This window comes from Nocardia fodinahabitans (assembly GCF_052983615.1).
Genome location: NZ_JBRJJC010000001.1, coordinates 2,127,111 through 2,149,389 on the forward strand (window position 1 = coordinate 2,127,111; position 22,279 = coordinate 2,149,389).

Sequence of the window (22,279 nt, forward strand, 5' to 3'; positions counted from 1 at the left end):
TGCGCCACACCCCGTCTCAGGTCCAGGCGGCGAGCAGCTTGCTCGCTTCGACGCCAAGCGCCGCCTGCAGCAGCGGCCCGAAGCTGATCCGGCCGACACCGAGTCCGGCGAGGTGGTCCTTGGCGGGCGTCCCCGGCTGCGCGATCGCGTTGACCGGCAACGGCAGTTCGTCGGTGAGCCTGCGCTGGACGTCGTCGGAATGCCAGCCCACCGGATACAGCGAGTCCGCGCCCGCGTCGGCGGCCAGCCGCAGCCGGGCGATCACGCGATCGACGCGGTCGGCCTCGTCCCCGTCCTGACGCAGGAACAGATCGGTGCGCGCGTTCACCACGACGTGCACTCCCGCCGCGTCGGCGGCCGCGCGCAGCCCGCCCACCAGCTCGGCGTGCTCTTCCGGGCTGCGCAGCCGCTTGCCCTCGCTGTGCACGGTGTCCTCGATATTGAGCCCGACCGCGCCCGCCGCGAGCAGCCCCTCGATGAGCCGCGCGGGCTCGAGCCCGTAGCCCGACTCGATGTCGACCGACACCGGCACGTCCACCGCCCCGGTCACCTGGGTGACCCGCGCGAGCAGTTCGTCGTAGGTCATCCCCTCGCTGTCGCTGCGCCCGACGGAATCGGCGACCGGGTGACTACCCAGCGTCAGTCCCGAAAAGCCAGCGGCCACAGCGACATTCGCCGACCACGCGTCCCACACGGTCGGCAGCACCACCGGATTTCCCGGCTGGTGCAGTTCGAGCAGAGTCTTCGCTTTCGCGTCCAGAGAAGTCATACCCGCGATGATGCCGCACCACGGGCATCCGAGTGGATCAGATGCCCTCGACCAGGATCACACCCACCTCCCGCGCGAACCTCGGCACGTTCGCCGACTCGAGAGCCACGAGGATCTCCTCAACCGTGACAGGCGGGTTCTTTCGCCGCCCGACCATCTCGATCAAGCTCGAGAGCACCATGCTCGGATTCAGATCGAGCACATCGAGCAGGAAGTCATCGGAGCTGATCGCATGTAGCTCCCAACGGTCCAGCGCCTCAATCGGAAAGTGCTTGACATTGTCGGTGACGATTGCCGCAGCATTGCCTCGGACAGCAGCTGCGACGACCCGGACATCAGCCCTCTTCGCTTCGCGACGCCCGCGCTTCCCTGACTGCCTGTAGATAGTCCTCGGCCGGAGGATCGTAGAGCCCATCTTCCTCCGCGTCGCGGACGAGATCATTCAATACGTCGTTCCGCTCCGCACGTCGACGTTCCTGATAGTCGAGCACATCACTCAACAGCAACCGCCGGTGCCGCGAACCAGACGGCTTCTCACACGGCAACGCCCCTCGCTCCAACAGCTTCACGAGGGTGGGGCGGCTGATCCCGAGCAGGTCAGCCGCCTGCTGCGTGGTCAAGCACTGTTCCACAGGAGCGATGGTCACCGCGCGGCGTTTCCGCATCGCGCCGACGACCTGAACCAGCACCTCATAGACCCCGACCGGAAGTGGAATCTGCGCTCCGTCAGGTCCGAGCAAGGCGGCGGGCTCACCGTGTTGTTCGAGGAAGGTGGACAGATCCAGCAGCTCACGCAGGTCTTCCGGCGGAAGCACTGTGCCCTTCCGAAGGATCTCACGATGCGTAGTAGCCACGCCTCCAGAATGCGTCAAATTCGAAAAAATCGAAACAGCGAACTAGTCGGCGGAGCGGGCGGCCAGCACTGCTTCGTACAGGTCCTTGCGGGAGGCTCCGCGGCCGGCGGAGACCTCGGCGCAGGCGTCCTTGAGGCGCATGCCGCTCGCGACGAGAGTCTCGACTTCGCCGACCAGGTCGTTGGGGTCGGCCGACACCGGTTGGGCGCCTTCGAGCACCACGGTGATCTCGCCGCGCGCGCCCTCGACGGCCCAGGCGGCGAGCTCGCCGAGCGTGCCGCGCACGACTTCCTCGTAGGTCTTGGTGAGTTCGCGGCAGACGGCGGCGCGCCGGTCGGGCCCGAGGACGGTGACGGCGTCGGCCAGGCAGTCGGCCAGCCGGTGCGGCGCCTCGAAGAAGACGCAGGCACGCTGCTCGGACGCCAAGGTGCGCAACCACTCCCGGCGCTGACCGCCCTTGCGCGGGGCGAAGCCGTCGAAGCAGAACCGTTCGACCGGCAGCCCGGAGAGCGCGAGCGCGGTGGTCACCGCGGACGGGCCGGGCAGGCAGGTGACCGGGAGATCGCGCTCGACGGCGGCGGCGACCAGGCGATAGCCGGGGTCGCTGACCGATGGCATGCCGGCGTCGGTCACCAGCAGCACGGTCAGCCCGCTCGCGAGATCGTCGAGCAGGGCGGGGATGCGGGCGGTTTCGACATGGTCGTAGAAGCTGACCACCCGGCCGGTGATCTCCACGCCCAGCGCCTTGGCCAGCGCCTTGGTCCGGCGGGTGTCCTCGGCGGCGACCACATCGGCCGAGCCGAGCGCGTCGCGCAGCCGCTGGGACGCGTCCCCGATGTCGCCCATCGGTGTAGCCGCTAAGACCAACACAGTGTCGTCCAGCCTCTCCGGTAGTTTGGGTCATTCTTTGGCATCCTCCCGGCCCTGAAGGGCCGGGATTCCCTACCTCACGACAGGGTATTCCTGTTTCATCGACAGTTGCCTTCCCGCATCAGCTGCGGGACGGTCTCACACCATCTCCGCAGGCAAGCACCGCAAGCCCTGCGGCGCGAATGTTCTCAGCGGCGTTGACATCCCGGTCGTGGGAGACACCGCACGGGCACTGCCATTCCCGCACGTGCAGCGGCATCGAATCGTTGATCCGGCCACACGCCGAGCATGTCTTGCTCGACGGATAGAACCGGTCGATCGCCACCACGGTGCGCCCATACCAGTCGGCCTTGTATTCCAGCATCGACCGCAACTGCGACCAGGACGCGTCCGAGATCGCCCGCGCCAGGCAACGATTCCGCACCATGTTGCGCACACTCAGATCCTCGATGGCGATCACTTGGTTCTCGCGAATCAGCCTCGTGGAAAGTTTGTGCAGGTGATCCCGCCGCCGGTCGGCGATCCGGGCGTGAATACGAGCCACCTTCAGTCGGGCTTTCGCCCCGTTCGCCGAGCCTTTCTGTTTGTGGGACAGGGCGCGCTGAGCCTTCGCCAGACGCACCCGGTCCTTCTTCTCGTGGCCAGGGTTGGACACCTTCTCCCCGGTCGAGAACGTGTAGAGCGACGTGATCCCGGCGTCCACACCGATCGTCGCCTCCGACGGCGTGTGCTCGGTGATCGCGTCCTCGACCAGGATCGAGATGTGGTAGCGGCCCGCGCTGTCGCGCGACACCGTCACTTGCGACGGCACCGCACTCTCGGGCAGCGGGCGAGACCACCGGATGTCCAGTGGTTCCGATTGTTTCGCGAGCTTGATCTGCCCGTTGCGGTAGGCGAAGCAGTTCGAGAAGTAGGTCGCCGAATCCTTCGACTTGCCTTTCTTCTTGAACTGCGGGTACCGAGTCCGCTTGCGCCAGAAGTTATCGAATGCGCCCTGAAGGTTCCGCAGCGCTGCCTGCAACGGCCCCTTGGATGGCTCGGAGAGCCACACGGTGTCGCGGTCGCGTTTCCAGGCGGTGAGCATCTTGTCCGATTCGGCGTAGGAGATGCGGCGCTGCTCCTGCGTCCAGGCCCGGGAACGCTCCGCCAACGCCCGGTTGTACACATACCGAACGCACCCAAAGGTCCGCGAAAGCTGTTGCACCTGTTCGGGAGTCGGGTAGAAGCGGTACTTGTACGCCCGCTTCACCACCCTCGCCCCCATGCCTGACACGATAGCACGCTAGTTTGTCACGTACTTGATGCGCTAACCCGGCCCTGAAGGACCGGGCTTGCGCGCTAAGTTACCTGGTCAGGCGAGCGCGCCGCGGCGGTTCGCGCATCGGAGGAGGGGGACAAAGTGTCGGGTCGGACATCGCTGGGCGTACCGCCTACGATCGGTGCGTGATCCCGGTGACCGAAACGCGTGCGATGCCACCGTCACGGCCCGCCTCGGCGCTGGTCGGTCCGGCTCCACTGCGACCCACCCCCGATTTCGGCCCACTCGACACCGCCCGCGGCTGGGCGGTCACCGCCGTACTCACCTTGATCGCGGCGATCACCCGCTTCGCGAACCTCAACTATCCGACCGACGCGCGCACGCCCGTCTTCGACGAGAAGCACTACGCGCCGCAGGCCTGGCAGATGGTCACCGGCGGTGGCGTCGAGGACAACCCCGCCTACGGCCTGGTGGTGCACCCACCGGTCGGCAAGCAGTTCATCGCGATCAGCGAGGCGATCTTCGGCTACAACGCCTGGGGCTGGCGCGGCACCGCGGCGCTGGCCGGCACCATCCTGGTGCTGCTGGTGATCCGGATCGTGCGGCGCATGTCGCGCTCGACGCTGATCGGCGCGTTCGCGGGCATCCTGCTCATCGCCGACGGGCTGACCTTCGTCTCCTCCCGCATCGGCATGCTCGACATCTTCATGGCACTGCTGGTAACCGCCGCGTTCGGCTGTCTCATCGTCGACCGCGACGAGGTGCGCGAGCGGATGGCGCGCGCCGACCTGGCGGGCCGGGTCGGGATGACGGACTGGGGGCCACGTCTGGGCGTGCGCTGGTGGCGCTTCGGCGCCGGCGTCCTGCTCGGGCTGGCGTGTGGCACCAAGTGGTCGGGTCTGTACTTCATCATGTTCTTCGGCTTGCTGTGCGTGGCTTTCGACGTCAGTGCGCGCCGGGCCTACGGGGTGCGCAGGCCGTGGGTGGGCACCCTGGTGCGCGATGTGGGGCCGGCGCTGTACGCGCTCGTCGTCATCCCACTGCTGGTCTACCTGTCGACGTACTGGGCCTGGTTCGCGGGCGAGACCAGCGCGTATCGCTACGCCGTCGGTAATCCGGCGGTCACCAAGGACCCCATCGGCACCGGCGGCTTCTGGTCGTACGTGGCGCCGGACGCGCTGCGCTCGCTCTGGTACTACAGCGCCAGGACCATGGAGTTCCACACCGAGCTCACCAATTCCTCGGGCAACCACCACCCCTGGGAATCCAAGCCGTGGACCTGGCCGATGGGTCTGCGCCCGATGCTCTACTACTACGCCGACGGCACGGTCACCGGCTGCGGTGAGACGCAGTGTGTGAAGGCCGTGATGGCGGTCGGCACGCCCGCGCTGTGGTGGCTCGCGCTGCCCGCGCTCGGCTGGATGCTGTGGCGCTCGATCGTGCGCAGGGACTGGCGCTACGCGGCGGTACTGGTCGGCTACGGCGCCGGTCTCCTGCCCTGGTTCCTGACCCTGGATCGGCAGATGTACTTCTTCTACGCGGTGGTGCTCGCGCCGTTCCTGGCGATGGGCGTCGCGCTGATCCTCGGCGACATCCTCGGTTCGGCCCGACCCGCGGGGATACCGCGCAGTCCCACCGGCACGTATCTCCCCGCCCCGGTGAACGAGCGCTACGCCCTCGGCCTGCTGATCGTGAGTATCTATCTGGGCCTGGTGATCGCGAATTTCGTCTGGCTCTGGCCCATTCTCACCGCGCAGCCGATCACTCCAGCGAGCTGGCAGGACCACCTCTGGCTACCGAGCTGGCGGTGACACCCCGTCGGCGAATGTCCTTGCCGGGCGGCGGATTCGACCTACCGGCGCGCGTAATCCTCGGCTAGGCTGGCCGGCGGGTCGCGCGGTTCGGCGTGATCCGTTCTGGGAGGGGACCCAATTGATGTTGAAACGTCTGCTAGTCGGCACGGGGATCGCACTGACAGTTACCACGGGCTTCGCCGCCACGGCGCTCGCGGACAATCTGTCCCGCGGCTATTCGAAGGATGAAAAGGCTCAGTGCCACGCGGACTACCGGGCACATCCGGGCGGAACGCAGGACTGTGTCCTGATGTCGAACGGCAAGTACTACTTCAAGTACCGCTAGTCCGGCGGACAGGCCCGCTCGGCAACGGCGCCGGGCGGGCTCAGCTCTCCAGGGCCGATTCCACGAAATGCCGGGCGGCCGCGTCGTCGAGACCGAGCCTGCGTACGGTCGTCACATAGTCGACCGCGGCGCGGCTGGCGATATCGCTGGTTGGGTCGCCCGACGAGGCGATGAAAGAGCCCTGGCGCCCTCGGGTTTCGAGGACCCCGTCGGCTTCGAGTTCGCGGTAGGCGCGGGCGACGGTGTTCGGCGCGATGCCGAGATCGGCGGCCAGCGCGCGCACGGTCGGGATCTTGGTGCCCGCGGTGAGCGTGCCGGCGCGGACCTGTTCGATCACCGCCATGCGCAACTGTTCATAGGGCGGTTGGGCGGAATCGGCGGACAGCTCGACGTGGAACACGCTCGCTCACACCTCGTCTCGGGCCAGGGGGCAGGACATGCAGCGTGGACCGCCACGGCCGGAGCCCAGCTCCGAACCCTGGATGGTGAGCACCTCGACACCGGCATCGGTCAGCCGCGAATTGGTCATCTCGTTGCGTTCGTAGGCCACCACCACGCCCGGCGCCAGGGCCAGGGTGTTGTTGCCGTCGTCCCACTGCTCGCGTTCGGCGGTCGGCCCGTCGCGGCCGGTGTCGATCACCCGCAGATGCGCGATGCCCATCGCGGCGGCCGCGGCGGGCAGGAACGGTTCGGGGCCGCTGATGCTGATCCGGTCCAGGTCGCTGCGGCCGGAGAAACCGTCCTCGCGGCGGATCGTGAACGCCTGCAGGGTTTCCCGCACGCCCGGGTACATCACCACCGCGTCGGTGTCGACCATCGTGCACACGGTGTCCAGGTGCATGGTCGCGCGGTTCTGCGCGATCGGCACCACCAGCACGGTGTGCGCGAGGTCGTCGTCGAAGAGACTCCGCGCCAGCGCTTCCGCGCCAGCGGGCGTGGTCCGCTCGCCGACGCCGACCGCGACCACACCCGGCGTGAGCAGCAGTACGTCGCCGCCTTCGATCGGCGCGGTGTGCGATTCGTAGGCGCGGCGCACGCCGAGGAAGCGCGGATGGAAGGCGTAGACGAGATCGGTGATCGAGGTCTCGCGAATGCGGGCGGGCAGCGCGAGGGAGGTGATCGCGACCTTCGGGCCGATCCAGAACGAGGAGTCGCGGGTGAACAGCAGATTGGGCAGCGGATCGATGACGAAGTCGCCGCCGTGATGCATCCGGCGCACCAGCGAGGTGGTGTCGGGGCCGAACGGCAGCTCGTCGAAGGTCATCCCGGCCATCAGGATGTCGGCGAGCTCGCGAGCCTCGACCTTGCGCAGCTCGGCCGCCAGCTGATCGGCCAGGCCATGGCCCAGCCGACGGGCGTCGACGGCGGCGGAGATACCCTGGATCCTGGCCGCCCCGCTCACCTCGAGCGTCTCGGCGAGCAGGTCCGACAGCAGCAGCACTTCCACGCCGCGTTCGCGGAGCAGGGCGGCGAAGGAATCATGCTCGGCTTGGGCGCGTTCCACCCAGGGGATGCCGTCGAACAGCAGTTGATCGTTGTTGCTCGGGGTGAGCCTGCGCAGTTCGTCGCCGGGCCGGTGCAGCAGCACCGTCCGGAGCGTGCCGACCTCGGAGGTGACGGCCAGACGCGAGTCGGGGGCGGTTCCCATGCGGAAACCGTAATCCGCGGAGCGCGCCACGGCACGGAAGACCCGCAGACCCGGTGGGTGCGGAGTCCAGCCGTTTTCGTACACGACACGAAAACCTCAAGTATTGTTGAGGGCGAAAACGGGAGGAGCGCAGATGACGACGGCCGATTGGCAAACGAAGGAGCTGACCCCCGGGCAGCTTTCCGATCGTAGTGGAGTTGCAGTGTCCGCGTTGCACTTCTACGAACGTGAAGGTCTCATATCGAGTCGTCGAACCAGCGGCAATCAACGGCGCTACGCTCGCGAAACGCTGCGCCGGGTGGCGTTCATCCGCATCTCTCAGCGCGTCGGCATCCCACTCAGTGAGATCCGCTCGGCGCTGGACCGGCTCCCCGAAGGCCGCACCCCCACCCGCCGCGACTGGGAAACGCTGTCGACCACCTGGCGCGAGGATCTCGACGACCGCATCACCCAGCTCACCCGCCTGCGCGACAACCTCACCGGCTGTATCGGCTGCGGGTGCCTGTCGCTCGGCTCGTGCAAGCTCGTCAACGAGCACGACCGGCTCGGCGCGGAGGGGCCGGGCGCGCGCGTGCTCGACGTTCAGCTCAACTGCCCGACCAGGCCGAACTGCGTCTGAACGCCCAGCGGCCTCGGCCCCGCTCAGCGGTCGAGGACGGCGAGCATGCCCGCGACCGCCCGCGGCCAGGTGAACTGTTCGGCGCGGGTGCGGGCGGCCTTGCGGCGGCCCGAGGTGGGCATGGCCAGGACGTCGGTGACGGCCTGGGCGAAGGCGCGGGGGCGGTCGGCAGCGATGGCGCCGCATTCGGCGGTGACGATGTCGGCCAGTGCCGAGGAGCGGCTGGCGACGACCGGAGTGCCCGCGGCGAGGGCCTCCAGCGCGGCGAGCCCGAAGGTCTCGTGCGGGCCGGGGGCGAGTGAGACATCGGCGGTGGCAAGCAGTTTCGCGACCATGGACCGGTCGCTGATGAAGCCGGTGAAGTGGACCGACGGCGCGCCGCCGGGCAGGACGGGCAGGGTACGGGCGCGGCGTTCGAGCGATTCGCGGCGGGGACCGTCACCGGCGACGACCAATCGCGCGGGCAGCCCGGCCCGATGCAGCGCGCCCACCGCCTCGATACTGCGGTCGACGCGCTTCTCCACCGACAACCGGCCGCAATGCACCAGCAGCGGATACCCGTCGACCCCGAGGTCGGCACGCAGCGTGCGGTCGCGGCGACGCGGACTGAACAGGTCCAGGTCGACGCCCAGCGGCACCAGTTCCACATTGGGCGCACCGATGCGCTGGAACTCCTCGCGCGCGAAGTCCGTCGTACACACGACCATGTCGTAGTCGACAGCCGTGCGGCGGTTGGCGACATCGGCGCACCGGCGCGCGGCGGGGCCGGGCAGGAACTGACCGAGCAGCCGATCGAGCCGTTCGTGCGAGATCATCACGCTCGCCACCCCGCGCCGCCCCGCCCAGCGCCCGAAACCGCGCAGGGTGAGCCGATCGGACACCTCGAGCACATCGGGCCGCAGCCCACCGAGCACATCGGCCACGCGGCGTGGATCGGCCGCCCGATAGCCGCCGGTGAACGGAATCGCCAAGGCGGGCAGGGTGATGCGCAACGCACCGGTCGGCAGCACTTCCTCACTGCGTCGCGCCCCCGGCACGATCAGCACCACTTCGTGCCCCGCCGCCACATACCCCTCCCCGAGGTGGTGCAGCGCGGTGCGCAACCCGCCCGATCGCGGGCCGTAGAAGTTGGCGAGCTGCACGATGCGCACTCGCCGATCGTCCAGCCGCGCGGGTTACCCACGGAACCGGGCCGAGGAACGGCGCGTGAACAGCGGCGAAAGAGGCGGCTAACCGGGTCCGGGCGAGTCGTCGGACCAGACGCGGAGCAGGCCGTGGCCGGTGGCGGCGGTGGTGATGGTGACCAGTTCGGCGTGGGCGCGGATCCAGTCGGACTCGGCGAAGCGGATGCGCAGCGCGAGGCGACGGGAGGTGCCGGGGCGCAGGGCGACGTCGGCACAGGCGGCTTGCAGGGCGGCGAGGTCGATCGGGTCGACGGTGGGGCGTTCCACCGCCCAGCGGTCCAGTGGGGGCGGCGGGTCCCCCGCCCACTCGTAGATGAGGGCGGACGACAGCAGGATCAGGCCGACGCCGACGCCGCTGTGCTGCGAGACCGCGCGCAGCATCGTGATGTCGGGGTCGACCGCAGCGGCGTCGTCGTCGAGTTCGGGGATCGCGTGCATCAGGGCGCTCACTCGGCGTGCGCCGGGGTTGGCCCTGGTGATCATCTGGAAGCGGCGCGGGCACTCGTCGTCGCCGAGCATGTCGACCTGGCCCTGCCACTGTCCGCCCGGTGCCAGCTCGGTCGCCATGGCGAAGTACTCGACCCGGCCGTCGAAGCGGACCATCCGGCCGAACGCGTCGGGCGGGGTGCGGATCACCCGCACGTGCTCGGGTTCCCTGGCGAAGACCAGTTCTTCCAGGCCGGGGCCGTGATGGGCGAGCTCGGTGGTGGCGTCCCAATCCCAGGCCGCGACGCGGCGCCGGGGCCGCACCGGCGCGTCGGCGGGGCCGGTCCAGACCTGCACGCCGTGGATGCCGCCGAACGCGCAGCGCACCGGTTCGGTGAGCACCAGCGTCTCGCCGACGACATCGCGGGTGGCCTCGCCCCGTTCCCGGCACCGATCCACCGCCGCACGCGCCAGTCGCGCGCGGGTCGGGCCGATCGCACGCGGCCACCGCGACGGTGGGAGCCAGTCGCGCGCGTGCGCGTCCACCGCGACCAGCGTGGGCGCCTCGGCGAGGGTCTCCACCAGCAGCCATCCGCCTGCCGACATCGCCGCGATCAGTTCGGCGCCACGCCGCGTCCCGCGCGTGGCAGATCGAGGTCGAGGGGGATGCGCCCTTCCCGCAGTTGCGCTTCGACTTCCTCGGCGGGCATCGGCCGGGCGATGAGGAAGCCCTGCGCGCGGTAGCAGCCGAGGCCGACCAGGGTCCTGGCCGCCATCGGCGTCTCGACGCCCTCACCGACCACGCCGAGCCCGAAGGAGCCGGCCAGGCCGATGATCGACTTCACGATCGCCAGGTCGTCGTTGCTGTCGCCGAGGCGCTGCACGAAACCGCGGTCGATCTTCACCGCGTCGACCGGCAGCGCCTTGAGGTGCGAGAGCGAGCTGTAGCCGGTGCCGAAGTCGTCGATGGCGATCTGCACACCCATCCGCTTGAGCCCGCGCAGGGTGAGCCTGGTGCGCACGAGATCCTGCACCACGACGTGCTCGGTGATCTCCAGGCAGACCGAGCTGCCGTCGATCCCGAACAGCCGCAGGATGTCCTCGATCCGCTCGACGAAATCGGCGCTGACCAGCTGCACCGGCGACACATTGATCCGGATCACCACATTGGCGGCCAGCCCGCGGCGGCGCCAGTCGGCGAATTGCGAACAGGCCGATCGGATCACCCAGCGGCCCAGCTCACCGGCTAGGTTGGTGGCCTCGGCCACCGAGACGAACGCGCCGGGCGGCAACAGCCCGCGGGTGGGGTGCTGCCAGCGGACCAGCGCCTCCAGCGCCACGATCCGGCCGGTTCGCAGGTCGACCTCGGGCTGGTAGTGCAGCACCAGCGAGCCGTCGGACACGGCGCTGCGCAGGTTGAGCTCCACGTCGTCCTGGAGTTCGAATTGCGCGCGCATGGCGTCGGTGAACACCGCGACGCCGTTGCCGCCGCCGGACTTCGCCGACAGCAGGGCGTGATCGGCGCGGCGCAACACGTCCGACACCGAGGTCTCCCCCGGGATGCCCAGCGCCACACCGACGCTCACCCCCCGGCTGACCGATTCCTGCCCGACCGAGACGCGGCGGCCGATGAGCTGCTGGATCCGGGTGGCTTCGAGTTCGGCGGCCACCGCGTCCATCGGCGCCGCCGGCACGATGACGAACTCGTCGCCGCCGAGCCGGGCGATCATGTCGCTGGGTTCCAGGTTCTGTTTGAGCCTGCGCGCGAGCGTGCGGATGAAGTTGTCGCCCGCGCTGTGGCCGAGGAAGTCGTTGAGCGCCTTGAGCCGGTCCAGATCGAGGAAGAAGGTCGCGACCGGGCCGGGCTCGCCCGCGCGCAGCCGCTCCTCCATGTATTCGAGCAGGGCGCGGCGGTTGGCCAGGCCGGTCAGGTCGTCGTGCAGCGCGATGTAGCGCAGCTTCTCCTCGGCGACCACGCGGGCCTGCAACTGGGCGAACAGCGCGGCGATGGCCTTGAGCACGTTGAGTTCCCGCTTGGACCAGGCCCGGTCACCCATCTTCACGAAGCCGAGCACGCCGGTCGACTCGCCGCGCGAGACCAGCGGCACGCAGGCCATGGCCACCTCGGGGATGCCCGAGGACTTGCGGATCGTCTCCTGATAGTCGGCGCTGTCGCCACCCGGCCGCACGATCAGCGGCTCGGTGGCGAACTCGAGCGCCCGGAACACCGAATCCGCGTGTTCGAACTCGACCGTGTGCAGCGGGTCGGGGTCGGGGACGTCGGGGCGCTGCGGCCACTCGGCGACCAGCACGGTCGCGCGCTTGGCGCGATCGGTGTGGCGCAGATAGCTGACGTCGACGTCGAAATGCTCGACGAGGGAGGCGAGCACCCGCTCGCTCGCCGCCACCATGGTCGTGGCGTCGACACCCATCAACTCGGAGGCGACCTGGGTCACCAGTGAGTCGAGCGTTTGCCGAGGCACGTTGTCTCCGATCCGCGCTATCCGTCGTTCCTACTGCCGGGCACCGGCAACCGTCGACTGCGAACGCTCGCAGGCGCGGCGTAGCTCAGACGAAGAACCAATGCCACGTTCTCATCCTCAGGGATCCCCAGCAGGTCCTGGAAAAGCCTCTGAATGTTGGCAAGTGTATCTGTGAACTCGGAAGAAACGATGCGCAAATCCTCGCGCCGGTCGGCATAGAGGAACACCGGGGACACCGGCTGCACCGCCAACCCCAGTAGTTGCGCCCGTAGCCACACCCTTTCCACTGCGGCACCGGCCCTCGCGTAGTCGGCAAGATCAGGGGTACCCCCGGCGCGCGCGCGGAAACCGATCGCCACCAACGCCGAGCTTGCGCGCACCCGATCGACGGTGAATTCGCCCAGCGCGGTACCCGCCGACCACTCGCGCAGCCGGTCCATCACATCGGTACGCCTGCCGACCTGGAGTTTGGCCAGTTCGTCAGGCGCCGGGTCGAGTGTGCGCACGTCGATGCCGGTGCGCACATCCTCGCCGGGCCAGCGCAATTCGCCGTAGAGTTGCTCGTGCAGCCGGGGCGTCAGGTAGCGGACCCGATCGCTGGCGCCGAGCAGGGCCGCGGCCTCGGCCAGCGCGTCGACCCCGGTGATCGCGCGCACGGTCGCGCCTTCGGCCGCCGCGGCGGTGCCGAGGGCGGGCAGCACGGTGCCCGGCAGCGGCGCGACGTCACCGAGGCGGCGATTGGTGTGCCTGGTCAGGGCGAGCGGGTAGTCGGCGGCGAGATCGGCGTCGGTGCCCTCGCGCAGCCGCAGCCGGGCCAGCAGGGGTGCGGCCGGGTCGTCGACGAGCAGTTCCGGCTCGCCGAGCAGGCCGTGCGCGGCCGCGGCGGCGCGGGCGTTGTGCAGCGCGGCCCCCACCGCGACGGCGCTGCCGCGCAGGCCGATGTCCATCGCGGTCGAACCGGCCGGATCCAGCGCGATCTCGATCAGTTTCGCGGTGCCGCGCAACCGCCAGGGCTGCACGTTGCCGCCCGAGGGCGCGCGCTGGGCGCAGGCCAGGATCGCCGCGACCGGGTCGGCGGGCGGCGGTTCGTCGGCGGGTGGCTCGGGGGTGGTGCCGACGCCGTCGTCGAGGTAACCGGGTTCGGCCAGGGAGTCCAGCGCCGCCTCCAGGTCGACGCGGGTCCGGCCGGAGGACAGCTTGGCGCCGAGCCCGATCCGGCGCACCGCCGCGGCCACGATGGCCGCGCCCAGCTGCACGTCACTGCCCAATTGCGGCCAGGTGGTGATCGTTTCGCCGATTTCGGCGAGGCTGGCCGCCATCCGCGAGGACAGCTGGCCGGGGTCGAGGATGCGCAGCACATGCGGCGCCTTCGCCTTGGTGTCGAGGCCGGCCAGCTGGGCGCCGGTGGTCGCGCCGAGCAGCCCGTGGAAGGGCTCACGGCCCGGTTCCAGGTCGTAGCGTTCGACGTCGAAGAGCCCGCGGTCGCTGGTGTCCATCAGCAGCGGGATCCGGCGCCTGCGCGCGGCCTCGCGGACCGCGAACTTGATGTCGAGCGAGTCGCATTCCTCGACGATCACCGAGAGCCCGTCGAGGAAGTCGTCGGCGGTGTCGGCCAGCACACCCGCAGGCCAGATCTCCACCGGCAGGAAGGGGTCGAGTTCGGCGATCCGGCGCGCGGTGACCACGGCCTTGTTGACGCCGACGTCGAACAGTCCGCCCGGTACCCGGTTCAGATTCGACAGCTCGATGGTGTCGAAGTCGGCCAGTCGCAGCAGCCCGCACGCGCCTTCCAACGCCAGCGTGTACGCGACCGAATGGCCGACGCTCTGCCCGACCACACCGACGGTCAGCTCGCTGAGGCGCTGCTGTTCGGCCCTGGTGAGCTTGTTGCGGTTGCGGTCGGAGCGGATCACCTGGAACGCGCCGGGACCGAGGATCGCCACGAGCGCGTGCCGCCACGGGTAGTACACCCAGCGTTCCTCGTCGGGGTCGAGCCCCGGCGGAAGTCCGGTGAGCCGGGCCAGTTCGGCGCGCAGGCCCGCGCGCAGGTCGGTGGTGCCGATGCCGGGCGCCGCGGCGAGCTGCCGCAGGGTTGCCGCATCGGTGGGGTCGGCCGGATCGAGCACGAGGGGGCGGTGGTCCGCCGCCGGAGGTTCCGCTTCGATCATCTACGGATCCGACCCACGAACCGCGCCACCGCGTCCCGGCCGACGCGAGGGTGAACGCGCCGCAACCTGTTCTCGTTGCGCGCTGCTTCGACAGCCATCGTGTTCCTAGCTCCGTGCTACGCGCCCGCGCGCGATCGGCGTCCTACCGATGCCGACTGGTGCAGTATCCGTCATCCTGAACGATTGCACCAGGCGAGTGGCTAATTTTCCGATAACCACCCGCCGTGAGAGGGATATACCCAGGTCAAGCGGGGTGTACACGGGGAAGACCCGCAGATTCAGACCGATCGGTTCGAATTCGGCTAACTGTCAGTTATCAACCGTGATCGAAACGAACAATTCTACGGTGTCCGGACCGTGCCAGACCTCGATCTCCTCGCGATAGGCGCGCGAGATCTCCGCCGACGCGGTCGCGTCGTCGACCTGAGCCCAGACGTCCTCGACCGGATCGTGGTAGTCGCCGTTGGGGGCGAAGCGGGCGTAGATACCCTTGGGCACGCGCACCATCAGATCGCCGACCGGCACGTCGTCGGGCGTCGCGTATTCGCGCGCCACCAACGCGTTCCAGTTGCCCGCCGGGTCGGGGACATAAACGGTGTGCAGCGGCTCGCGCCCGCCGGGGCGGTCGCGCAGCCGGTCCTTGAGGAACTCGATCAGATCGCTGTTGCTCACCTTGAAGCTCGGATGGACCCGCGGCACGGCCAGACCGCCGTACAGTGCGCCGCCGCGCACCACGATCGTGTAGCTCATCGCGGATCGACCGCCAGGTACAGGTCGATCTTGTACGCGTGCGGATAGCACTCGAAATCGCCGGTGAAGGTGCGCTTGATCTGGTTGTGCTCCTCGGCGTAGGCGATCTGGGTCCACAGATCCGTCATCACCTGGGGAAAGTTACCGACCGAGGAGAAGCGCGCGTAGGTGCCGCGCGGCAGCCGGGCCGCCAGATGTCCGCGGGTGACCTGATCCAGCGACGCGCACTGGTAGCCGACGATCTGGGTGTTGTAGGTGCTCAGCTCACCGGTGTAGTCGGTGTAGGCGCTGGCCAGCGGGCCGCCCAGATCCTGGTGCAGGACAGCCGACCACGCGGCTTCGAGGTCCCGGTCGCGCAGCTCTCCGAGCGCACGCTTGGGACTGCGGACCGGCAGACCGGCCACCCATGTCTCGTCCCGCTCGACGATTTCGAACTGCATTGATGACTCTCTCGAAGGGTCGGCTCGGTGGGGCCAATGCTACCAACTACGCTCTCGACAGCCCTGACACACCGAGTTGTGCTTACCCCAACCTAACCACATCTGAGCTGGACAAACGTCCACCACCACGCCGCGACACCCCGACGTATTGTCGGATTCACCTGGATGCCCTATGCTCCCGCGCTCGTGTGGGTACGCGCGGCGCTCGAACCGCGAAAACAAGTGGCGCAGTGGGCGATCGTCGTCGTGATCGCGGTACTGGCCGGCTATGTCGCGGTCATGCTCGGCGACTCACGGCACTTCTACACCGACGACACCGAGGCGCAGTACGTGCCCATGTGGCAGCTGCTCGGCTCCGAACTCCGGGCGGGCCGGTTCCCGGCGATGGTGCCGTGGGAATGGATGGCGGGCAACTACAGCCTCGAGGAGGCCGGGCTCTACAACCCGCCGCAGCTGCTGGTCTACCTGCTCGCGCCCTCGTTCGACGATCTCGCGCTGTACGCGACGGCGGTGAAGCTGGTGTTCTCCACGATCGCGGCGCTCGGCGTGTTCCGGATCTGCCTGGCCTACGGCGCCCGCGCCCCCTGGGCCGCGGTGGCGGGCGTGGCGTTCCCGTTCAGCGGCTGGTTCCTGTTCTTCGACTCGGCCAGCTGGTTCACCTCGCACACCGGCACCGCCTGGCTCGTGCACGCGTGGGCCTCGGCCGTGCTCTACGCCAGGGGACGCTCGGGGCCGATCCCGCTGTTCGTGTTCCTGTACCTGGCGCTGACCATCCAATACGCCTTCCCCGCGGTCGAATCCGGCCTGATGATCGCCGCCGTCGCCGCCGGTGAGTACCTGTACCAGCGGCGCTGGGCGCCGGTGCTGCGGCTGCTCACCGCGTCCGGTCTCGCGGTCGCGGCGTCGATGGTCGCCAACCTGCCGATCCTGCTGTCCTCGCAGGCCACCTGGCGCGGCGACGTCTCGACCATCCACAACGACCCCTTCCTGACCGTGCCGTGGTCGGAATCGCTCAATGCCAGCCTGCCCAGCACGGTGCCCGCGTTCACCGCGTGGTGGGGCCATGTGCAGCCGTTGCCGATGGTCTACATCGCCTGGTTCGTGATCCCGGCGCTGGCCTTCATCGACTGGAAGGCCGCCGCGCGCGCCGCCGCCGAGTGGAGCGGGATCGCGCTGTTCGCCGTCGCCGCGCTGATGTGGACCGCCGGACCGGGCGCGATCGGCCCGCTGCGCTGGCCGGCCCGGGTGCTGCCGATGCTGGCCATCGCCCTGCTGGTGCTGGTGTGCGTGCTGCTGAGCCGCTACGGGGCGTTCGCCGCGTCCCGGCGCCGGTACGCGGCGGTGGGCGCGCTGATCGGTCTGCTGTTCATCCGCTCGTTCTCGGCCGCGCCCAAACTCCTCGAACGGCATCTGATCGCGGTGGTCTTCGTGGTCGCGCTCGGCGCCGGTGTGCTCTGGCTGGCGCGCACCCGCGGGATCGGCGCCGCCGCCGCGCTGACCATCATCGCGACCTTCCCCATCGCCTTCGTCCAGGTGGCCGTCGCCCCCGCGACGCCGCTGTCGTACGGCTTCCCCGAGCGGCGGTCCGAGATGACCGCCGCGTTCCCCGACTTCGGCGGCCGCACACTGCAACTGGCCGACCGGATCATGGTGCGCGACGAGGACCGCACGCTGGCGGCGACCTACGGCTCGATCGCGCTCGGCAGCTACGCCAAGAACCTCGGACTGCAGTACGTGAACGGCTACACCCCGGTCGGGCACGCGGCTTTCGCCGGGCTGCTGTGCATGGCCTGGGACGGCGGCACCTGCCCCGAGGCGTATCGCAAGGTGTTCGCGGTCGAGCCCTCGACCGACACCCCGATCGTCGACCTGATGCGGCTGGATCGAGTTGTCCTGCAACGGGCCCAGTACCCCGACGCGGGAACGAAGCCCGCGCCGCCGGGCTGGAAGTTCGTGCACTACCCCGGGCACGAACAGCAGATCTGGGTGCTCGAGCGGGTCGATCCGCTGCCCTCCCCCGGCGACCTCATCGCGCACGAGTCGGGCGTGCACGCCACCGTGATGCCCGAGGCGGGCCTGACCAACCGCGCCACCGTCTCCTCCGGCACCGGCGGCCGGATCGTGCTGTCGCGCTTGGCCTGGCCCGGCTACACCGCGACGCTGGGCGACCGCGAGATCCCGGTGCGCGCCGTCGCGGGCACCTTCGTCGCCGTCGACATCCCGCCCGGTACGCGCAACGCCCAGCTCACCGTCACCTGGCGTCCGCCGGGCCTGCCGATCAGCCTGACCAGCGCGCTGCTGGCCGTGCTCGGCATCGGGCTGCTGCAGTGGTGGTTCCGCCGCGGCAGGCGCGGGCCCGAGCTCGACCCGGTCGTGCCCGCCGACACCGCACCCGAGGTGGAACGCCCGGTCGCCGTCGAGGCCTGAGCCCCACTCAGGCGCCGATGGCGGCGGCCAGGTGCGGCCAGGCCTCGTGCAGGTCGGTCTGGAACTGGCCCCAGGTGTGCGAGCCGGTCGGCCGGTGAACGTAGGTAGCCGGGATACCGAGCTGCCCGAGACGGCCCGCGAAGGCCGCTGTGCACGCCCCCGCGATCGTTTCCAGCGGCGGCATGGGCAGACCGCGGTCATCGGCGCCGGGCAGGCCGGTGGCGGCCGACAGGAAGATCGTCTTGCCCGCCAGCGCGCCCGCGTTGGCGAAGACGTCGTGTTCGCGCCAGACCGCGCCGCCGGGCACGCCCCACATGTTGCCGGGATTGCCGCCGCCACGGACGGCCTGCGCGCTGACCATCGCGACGCCCAGCGGATCCGCCGTCCAGGGGCAGCCGCTCAGCGCGGCCACCGCGGCGAAGCGGGACCCGCTACGAATGGTCAGGTCCAGCGCCGAGGACGCGCTCATCGACACCCCCGCGATGGCATTGCGCCCGCTGGCGCCGAGCGCGCCGTCGATCACGCCGGGTAGTTCCTCGGTCAGGTAGGTCTCCCAGCGGACCCGGCCGACGCCGGGATCGTCGGCGATCCAGTCGGTGTAGAGCGTGAACGCCCCGCCGACCGGCATCACCACGTTCACGAATTCGTCGGCGAAGAACTGCCGCACATCGGTGTTGTCCCACCAGGAGATGCCGTCGGCCCCGCCGCCCGCGCCGGTCAGCAGGTACAGCGTCGGCGCGCCCGCGCCCGCCGCCTTGAGCACCTTGTTCTGGATCACCCGGCCCATCGCGGGCGAGTACACGTCGAGCTGAGCGGCCCGCCCGCCCAGCGGCGCCTCCCCCGCCACGTACGCCCCCGGATCCGCCTTCGCCTGCACACCCCCCAGCGAAGCGACGATCGCGCACACCACAGCAAGCCACAGTCTCGATGCAGTCACCCTTCCGGTATACCCCGACGGATCGCGACGCACACGATCACACCAGCCCCATCTGCCACAGGTTTCAGAGCGTGACGAGGGTCACGCGCGAGCTGATCTGCCGTCCAGATGGGGCCCTCAGCTGCGGTTTCGCCCCGCACCGTAGAGCCGTGAACGGCGAAAACGAGGTGATTTGTGTCGTAGGTGAGCGGAATACTGGCCCGCGCCCGATGAGTTGGACCGACGGAATCCGTCTTCTCTCACGTGGTGCCGGGACACAGTCGACCCGGCATCGGGCCACCGCTCGCCCAGCCGATCCCTGCTCCTGGAGGTACCCCGATGCCCGCCGAACTATCCCCGCCGACGACGAAAGGCGGGACGCCGACCGTCATCCGGGTGCTGGTGCTCGCGACGTTCGTGGTGATCCTCAACGAGACCATCATGATCAACGCCATCCCGCGGCTGATGAGCGATCTGCACGTCACCGAGGTGGCCGCGCAGTGGGTCTCCACCGCGTTCATGCTGACGATGGCCGCGATCATCCCCACCACCGGCTGGTTCCTGCAGCGGGTCACCACCCGCCAGGCCTACGCGATCGCGATGGGCGTCTTCATCGCGGGCACCGTGCTCTCGGCGCTCGCGCCGACCTTCGCGGTCCTGCTGATCGGCCGCATCATCCAGGCCGGCGGCACCGCGGTGATGATGCCGCTGCTGATGACCACCCTGATGACCGTGGTGGCCGAGCAGGACCGCGGCCGGGTGATGGGCAACGTCACCTTGGCCATCTCGGTCGCGCCCGCCATGGGCCCGGTCATCTCCGGCCTGATCCTGCAGATCGACATCCCCGCGATCGACTCGTGGCGCTTGCTGTTCGTGGTGATGCTGCCGATCGCCGGTGTGGTCACCTGGCTGGGTCTGCGGCAGCTCGAGAACGTCGGCGAACCGCAGCCCGGTGTGCTCGACATCCCCAGCGTGCTGCTGGCCGCTCTCGGCTTCGGTGGACTCGTGTTCGGCCTGAGCAAGTTCCACAGCGGCAACTACGCCGCCCCGGCGCTGATCGTCGTCGGTGGCGCCCTGCTGATCGCCGCGTTCGCCTGGCGTCAGGTCCGGTTGCAGCGCACCGGCACCCCGCTGCTGGACCTGCGGGTTCTGCTGTCGAGCACCTACGCCAAGGCGCTGGTGCTGATGGCCATCGCGTTCCTGGCGATGATGGGCTCGATGATCCTGCTGCCGCTGTACCTGCAGAACCTGCGGCACCTGAGCCCGCTGGAGACCGGTCTGCTGGTGATGCCGGGTGGTCTGGCGATGGGTCTGCTCGGCCCGACGGTCGGCCGCCTGTTCGACAAGTTCGGCGGACGTCTGCTGGTGATCCCCGGCTCGATCGGCATCGCCGTCTCGCTGGCTGGCTTCACCCAGATCTCGCTGACCATGCCGTACTGGCAGCTGCTGGCCCTGCACGTCCTGCTGATGATCTCGCTGGCCGCCGCCTTCACCCCGGTGTTCACGCTGGGTCTGGGCGCGCTGCCGATGCACCTGTACTCGCACGGCAGCTCCATGCTCGGCACCCTGCAGCAGGTGGCCGCGGCCTTCGGCACCGCGCTGGTGGTGACCATCATGTCGGCCCGCAGCACCTCGCTCATCGCCGAGGGCACCGACCCGGTCACCGCGAGCCTGGACGGCATGCGCCTGGCCTTCGCGGTCTCGGCCGGCCTGGCCCTGATCGTGATCGCCATGGCGATCCTGCTGCCGAACCGCTCGGCGGGCGATCCGCACGGCGCCCACGCGCCCGCGGCGGCCGACGAGCCGGAGCTGGTCAAGAACTGAGTCATCGCTGATAGAGGCCCCCGGTCGCCACGTGCGTCCCGGGGGCTTTCTACGGCCCTAGCGGTCCGTCCAGCTGACCGGCAGGGCGTGCACGCCGTAGATGTTCATGTCGGTCCGCAGTCTCACCTCCCCGGCGGGGACAGCGAGTTCGAGGGTCGGGAAGCGGCGCAGCAGGCCGGCGAAACCGGCGCGCATCTCGATGCGGGCGAGCTGCTGGCCGAGGCACTGGTGGATGCCGTGGCCGAAGCTCGTGTGGCCCCGCGCTTTCCGGTAGACGTCGAGGGTGTCGGGGTCGTCGAAGCGCAGCGGGTCGCGGTTGGCGGCCAGCAGCGAGACGACGACGGTCGACCCGGCGGGAATCGTCTCGCCGCACAGTTCGAGGTCCTCGGTGGCGTAGCGGTAGAAGATGTCGGCGACCGACAGGTAGCGCAGCAGTTCCTCGACGGCGTCGGGGACCAGCTCCGGATCGGCGTGCAGCTGGGCCAGCTGCTCGGGGTGCTCGAGCAGCGCGAAAGTGCCGAGCGCCAGCATGTTCGCGGTGGTCTCGTGTCCGGCGAGCAGCAGCAGGAAGGCGATACCGGTCAGTTCCTCGATGCTCAGGTCGTCGTCGCGGGCCAGGTCGGACAGGATGTCCTCGCCGGGCTCGGCCCGCTTGCGCTGCACCAGTCCGGCCAGATACATGTTCATCGCGCCGAACGCGGCCATCTTCTCCTCGAGCGTCTGGTCCTTGACCAGGAACTGGGCGGAGTTGACCTGGAAGTTCGCCCGGTCTTCGTAAGGGACACCGAGCAATTCGCAGATCACCAGCGAGGGCACCGGCAGTGCGAACGCCTGGACCAGGTCGACCGGCGGGGACAGCCGCGCCATCTCGTCGAGTTGCCGCTCGGTGATCTCGGCGATGTGCTCTTCGAGCTGTTTCATGCGCTTGACCGTGAAGGCGCCGGTGAGCTTGCGGCGCAGCCGGGTGTGCTCCGGCGGGTCCATGGCGACGAACAGACCCGGGATCTGCGGGGACGGTTCGGTCGCGACGGGCATCCCGGGGGTCTCGTAGGGCACGTGCACGATGCCGAGGTCCTGGCGGGAGCTGAACCGGGTGTCGGCCAGCAGCCTGCGCACCGCCTCGTACCCGGTGACCAGCCAGCCTTCGTGTCCGTCGGGGAAGATCAGCGGGCTGACCGGGCGCACCGCGCGCAACCGGGTGATCTCGCTGGGCGGATCGAAGGGGCCCGCGTCGCGATCGAGCGGCAGGCCGTGCGGAATCGGGTGGGTCTCACTCATTGTCTTTCCTTGTCAGGTCGGTGGATTCACGGGAGACGAGGGTGATCGCTCCCGACGGGCACAGCAGGACGGCCTCGTGGACCGCCTCGGTGACGAGGGTGGTGGCCGGTGGGAGCACCCGGCCGTCGTCGGGGTCCTGGTCGAAGACATCGGGAGCGGTCAGCGCGCACATGCCCGCGCCGATGCAGCGCTCCCGGTCGACCCGCAGTTCCAGCACGGCCGGGCC

General features: G+C 69.4%; 21 protein-coding genes. 5 read left to right on the forward strand and 16 right to left on the reverse strand.

The window, feature by feature from the left end:
* Positions 1-16 precede the first annotated feature (16 nt).
* The 5 genes from NV348_RS09930 to NV348_RS09950 all read right to left on the reverse strand — a co-directional run bounded on the left by NV348_RS09930 (position 17) and on the right by NV348_RS09950 (position 3,757).
* Positions 17-769 carry an isocitrate lyase/PEP mutase family protein gene (locus NV348_RS09930; protein ID WP_447146789.1) on the reverse strand — a complete coding sequence of 251 codons (753 nt, stop codon included), beginning with the start codon at positions 767-769 and terminating at the stop codon, positions 17-19.
* Between the two features lie 37 nt (positions 770-806).
* Positions 807-1,184, reverse strand: coding sequence for a VapC50 family PIN domain-containing toxin (locus NV348_RS09935; RefSeq protein WP_447151225.1), 378 nt, complete (start codon positions 1,182-1,184; stop codon positions 807-809).
* Positions 1,105-1,623 carry a helix-turn-helix domain-containing protein gene (locus tag NV348_RS09940; RefSeq protein ID WP_447146790.1) on the reverse strand — a complete coding sequence of 173 codons (519 nt, stop codon included), beginning with the start codon at positions 1,621-1,623 and terminating at the stop codon, positions 1,105-1,107. The genes NV348_RS09935 and NV348_RS09940 overlap by 80 nt, the downstream gene beginning before the upstream one ends.
* Positions 1,624-1,665: 42 nt before the next feature.
* The gene (gene rsmI / locus NV348_RS09945) at positions 1,666-2,493 is read right to left on the reverse strand and encodes a 16S rRNA (cytidine(1402)-2'-O)-methyltransferase (protein WP_447146791.1); all 828 of its coding nucleotides are present in this window, start codon (positions 2,491-2,493) and stop codon (positions 1,666-1,668) included.
* Positions 2,494-2,614: 121 nt separating this feature from the next.
* On the reverse strand, positions 2,615-3,757 hold the full coding sequence (locus tag NV348_RS09950) for an RNA-guided endonuclease InsQ/TnpB family protein (protein WP_447150992.1): 1,143 nt from the start codon (positions 3,755-3,757) through the stop codon (positions 2,615-2,617).
* A 206-nt stretch (positions 3,758-3,963) separates the two neighbouring features.
* Between NV348_RS09950 and NV348_RS09955 the strand changes: the two genes are divergently transcribed.
* Positions 3,964-5,562 carry a dolichyl-phosphate-mannose--protein mannosyltransferase gene (locus tag NV348_RS09955; protein WP_447150993.1) on the forward strand — a complete coding sequence of 533 codons (1,599 nt, stop codon included), beginning with the start codon at positions 3,964-3,966 and terminating at the stop codon, positions 5,560-5,562.
* A gap of 124 nt (positions 5,563-5,686) precedes the next feature.
* Positions 5,687-5,890: a hypothetical protein gene (locus tag NV348_RS09960; protein ID WP_447146792.1), complete on the forward strand. Its 204-nt coding sequence runs from the start codon at positions 5,687-5,689 to the stop codon at positions 5,888-5,890.
* Between the two features lie 40 nt (positions 5,891-5,930).
* On the opposite strand, the gene NV348_RS09965 is transcribed toward NV348_RS09960, so the two are convergent.
* Both NV348_RS09965 and arcA read right to left on the reverse strand, forming a co-directional pair.
* Positions 5,931-6,290, reverse strand: a complete 360-nt coding sequence (locus NV348_RS09965) for a GntR family transcriptional regulator (protein ID WP_447146793.1) — start codon at positions 6,288-6,290, stop codon at positions 5,931-5,933.
* Between the two features lie 6 nt (positions 6,291-6,296).
* Positions 6,297-7,538, reverse strand: coding sequence for an arginine deiminase (gene arcA, locus NV348_RS09970; RefSeq protein WP_447146794.1), 1,242 nt, complete (start codon positions 7,536-7,538; stop codon positions 6,297-6,299).
* Positions 7,539-7,671: 133 nt separating this feature from the next.
* Here arcA and soxR point away from each other — a divergent pair, with 133 nt between their 5' ends.
* Positions 7,672-8,157 (forward strand): redox-sensitive transcriptional activator SoxR, encoded by a 486-nt coding sequence (soxR, locus tag NV348_RS09975; protein ID WP_447146795.1) that lies wholly within the window; start codon positions 7,672-7,674, stop codon positions 8,155-8,157.
* A gap of 23 nt (positions 8,158-8,180) precedes the next feature.
* Here soxR and NV348_RS09980 read toward each other — a convergent pair whose 3' ends face one another.
* The 6 genes from NV348_RS09980 to NV348_RS10005 all read right to left on the reverse strand — a co-directional run bounded on the left by NV348_RS09980 (position 8,181) and on the right by NV348_RS10005 (position 15,608).
* Positions 8,181-9,308 (reverse strand): glycosyltransferase, encoded by a 1,128-nt coding sequence (locus NV348_RS09980; protein ID WP_447146796.1) that lies wholly within the window; start codon positions 9,306-9,308, stop codon positions 8,181-8,183.
* 78 nt (positions 9,309-9,386) lie between these two features.
* Positions 9,387-10,373, reverse strand: a complete 987-nt coding sequence (locus tag NV348_RS09985) for a GAF domain-containing protein (protein ID WP_447146797.1) — start codon at positions 10,371-10,373, stop codon at positions 9,387-9,389.
* A gap of 8 nt (positions 10,374-10,381) precedes the next feature.
* A complete protein-coding gene (locus tag NV348_RS09990) occupies positions 10,382-12,199 on the reverse strand; it encodes a putative bifunctional diguanylate cyclase/phosphodiesterase (RefSeq protein WP_447150994.1) in 1,818 nt (605 codons plus the stop codon).
* A gap of 68 nt (positions 12,200-12,267) precedes the next feature.
* A complete protein-coding gene (locus NV348_RS09995) occupies positions 12,268-14,418 on the reverse strand; it encodes an Rv1355c family protein (RefSeq protein ID WP_447146798.1) in 2,151 nt (716 codons plus the stop codon).
* A gap of 309 nt (positions 14,419-14,727) precedes the next feature.
* Positions 14,728-15,153: an AraC family transcriptional regulator gene (locus tag NV348_RS10000; protein ID WP_447146799.1), complete on the reverse strand. Its 426-nt coding sequence runs from the start codon at positions 15,151-15,153 to the stop codon at positions 14,728-14,730.
* An 11-nt stretch (positions 15,154-15,164) separates the two neighbouring features.
* A complete protein-coding gene (locus NV348_RS10005) occupies positions 15,165-15,608 on the reverse strand; it encodes a GyrI-like domain-containing protein (protein WP_019049207.1) in 444 nt (147 codons plus the stop codon).
* Between the two features lie 165 nt (positions 15,609-15,773).
* Between NV348_RS10005 and NV348_RS10010 the strand changes: the two genes are divergently transcribed.
* Positions 15,774-18,035, forward strand: a complete 2,262-nt coding sequence (locus NV348_RS10010; RefSeq protein ID WP_447146800.1) for a glycosyltransferase family protein — start codon at positions 15,774-15,776, stop codon at positions 18,033-18,035.
* A gap of 7 nt (positions 18,036-18,042) precedes the next feature.
* Here NV348_RS10010 and NV348_RS10015 read toward each other — a convergent pair whose 3' ends face one another.
* A complete protein-coding gene (locus tag NV348_RS10015) occupies positions 18,043-18,972 on the reverse strand; it encodes an alpha/beta hydrolase (RefSeq protein WP_447146801.1) in 930 nt (309 codons plus the stop codon).
* Between the two features lie 318 nt (positions 18,973-19,290).
* Between NV348_RS10015 and NV348_RS10020 the strand changes: the two genes are divergently transcribed.
* Positions 19,291-20,775 (forward strand): MDR family MFS transporter, encoded by a 1,485-nt coding sequence (locus tag NV348_RS10020; protein WP_447146802.1) that lies wholly within the window; start codon positions 19,291-19,293, stop codon positions 20,773-20,775.
* A gap of 57 nt (positions 20,776-20,832) precedes the next feature.
* Here NV348_RS10020 and NV348_RS10025 read toward each other — a convergent pair whose 3' ends face one another.
* Positions 20,833-22,053, reverse strand: coding sequence for a cytochrome P450 (locus NV348_RS10025; protein ID WP_447146803.1), 1,221 nt, complete (start codon positions 22,051-22,053; stop codon positions 20,833-20,835).
* A complete protein-coding gene (locus tag NV348_RS10030) occupies positions 22,046-22,270 on the reverse strand; it encodes a ferredoxin (protein WP_447146804.1) in 225 nt (74 codons plus the stop codon). The genes NV348_RS10025 and NV348_RS10030 overlap by 8 nt, the downstream gene beginning before the upstream one ends.
* Between the last annotated feature and the right edge of the window lie 9 nt (positions 22,271-22,279).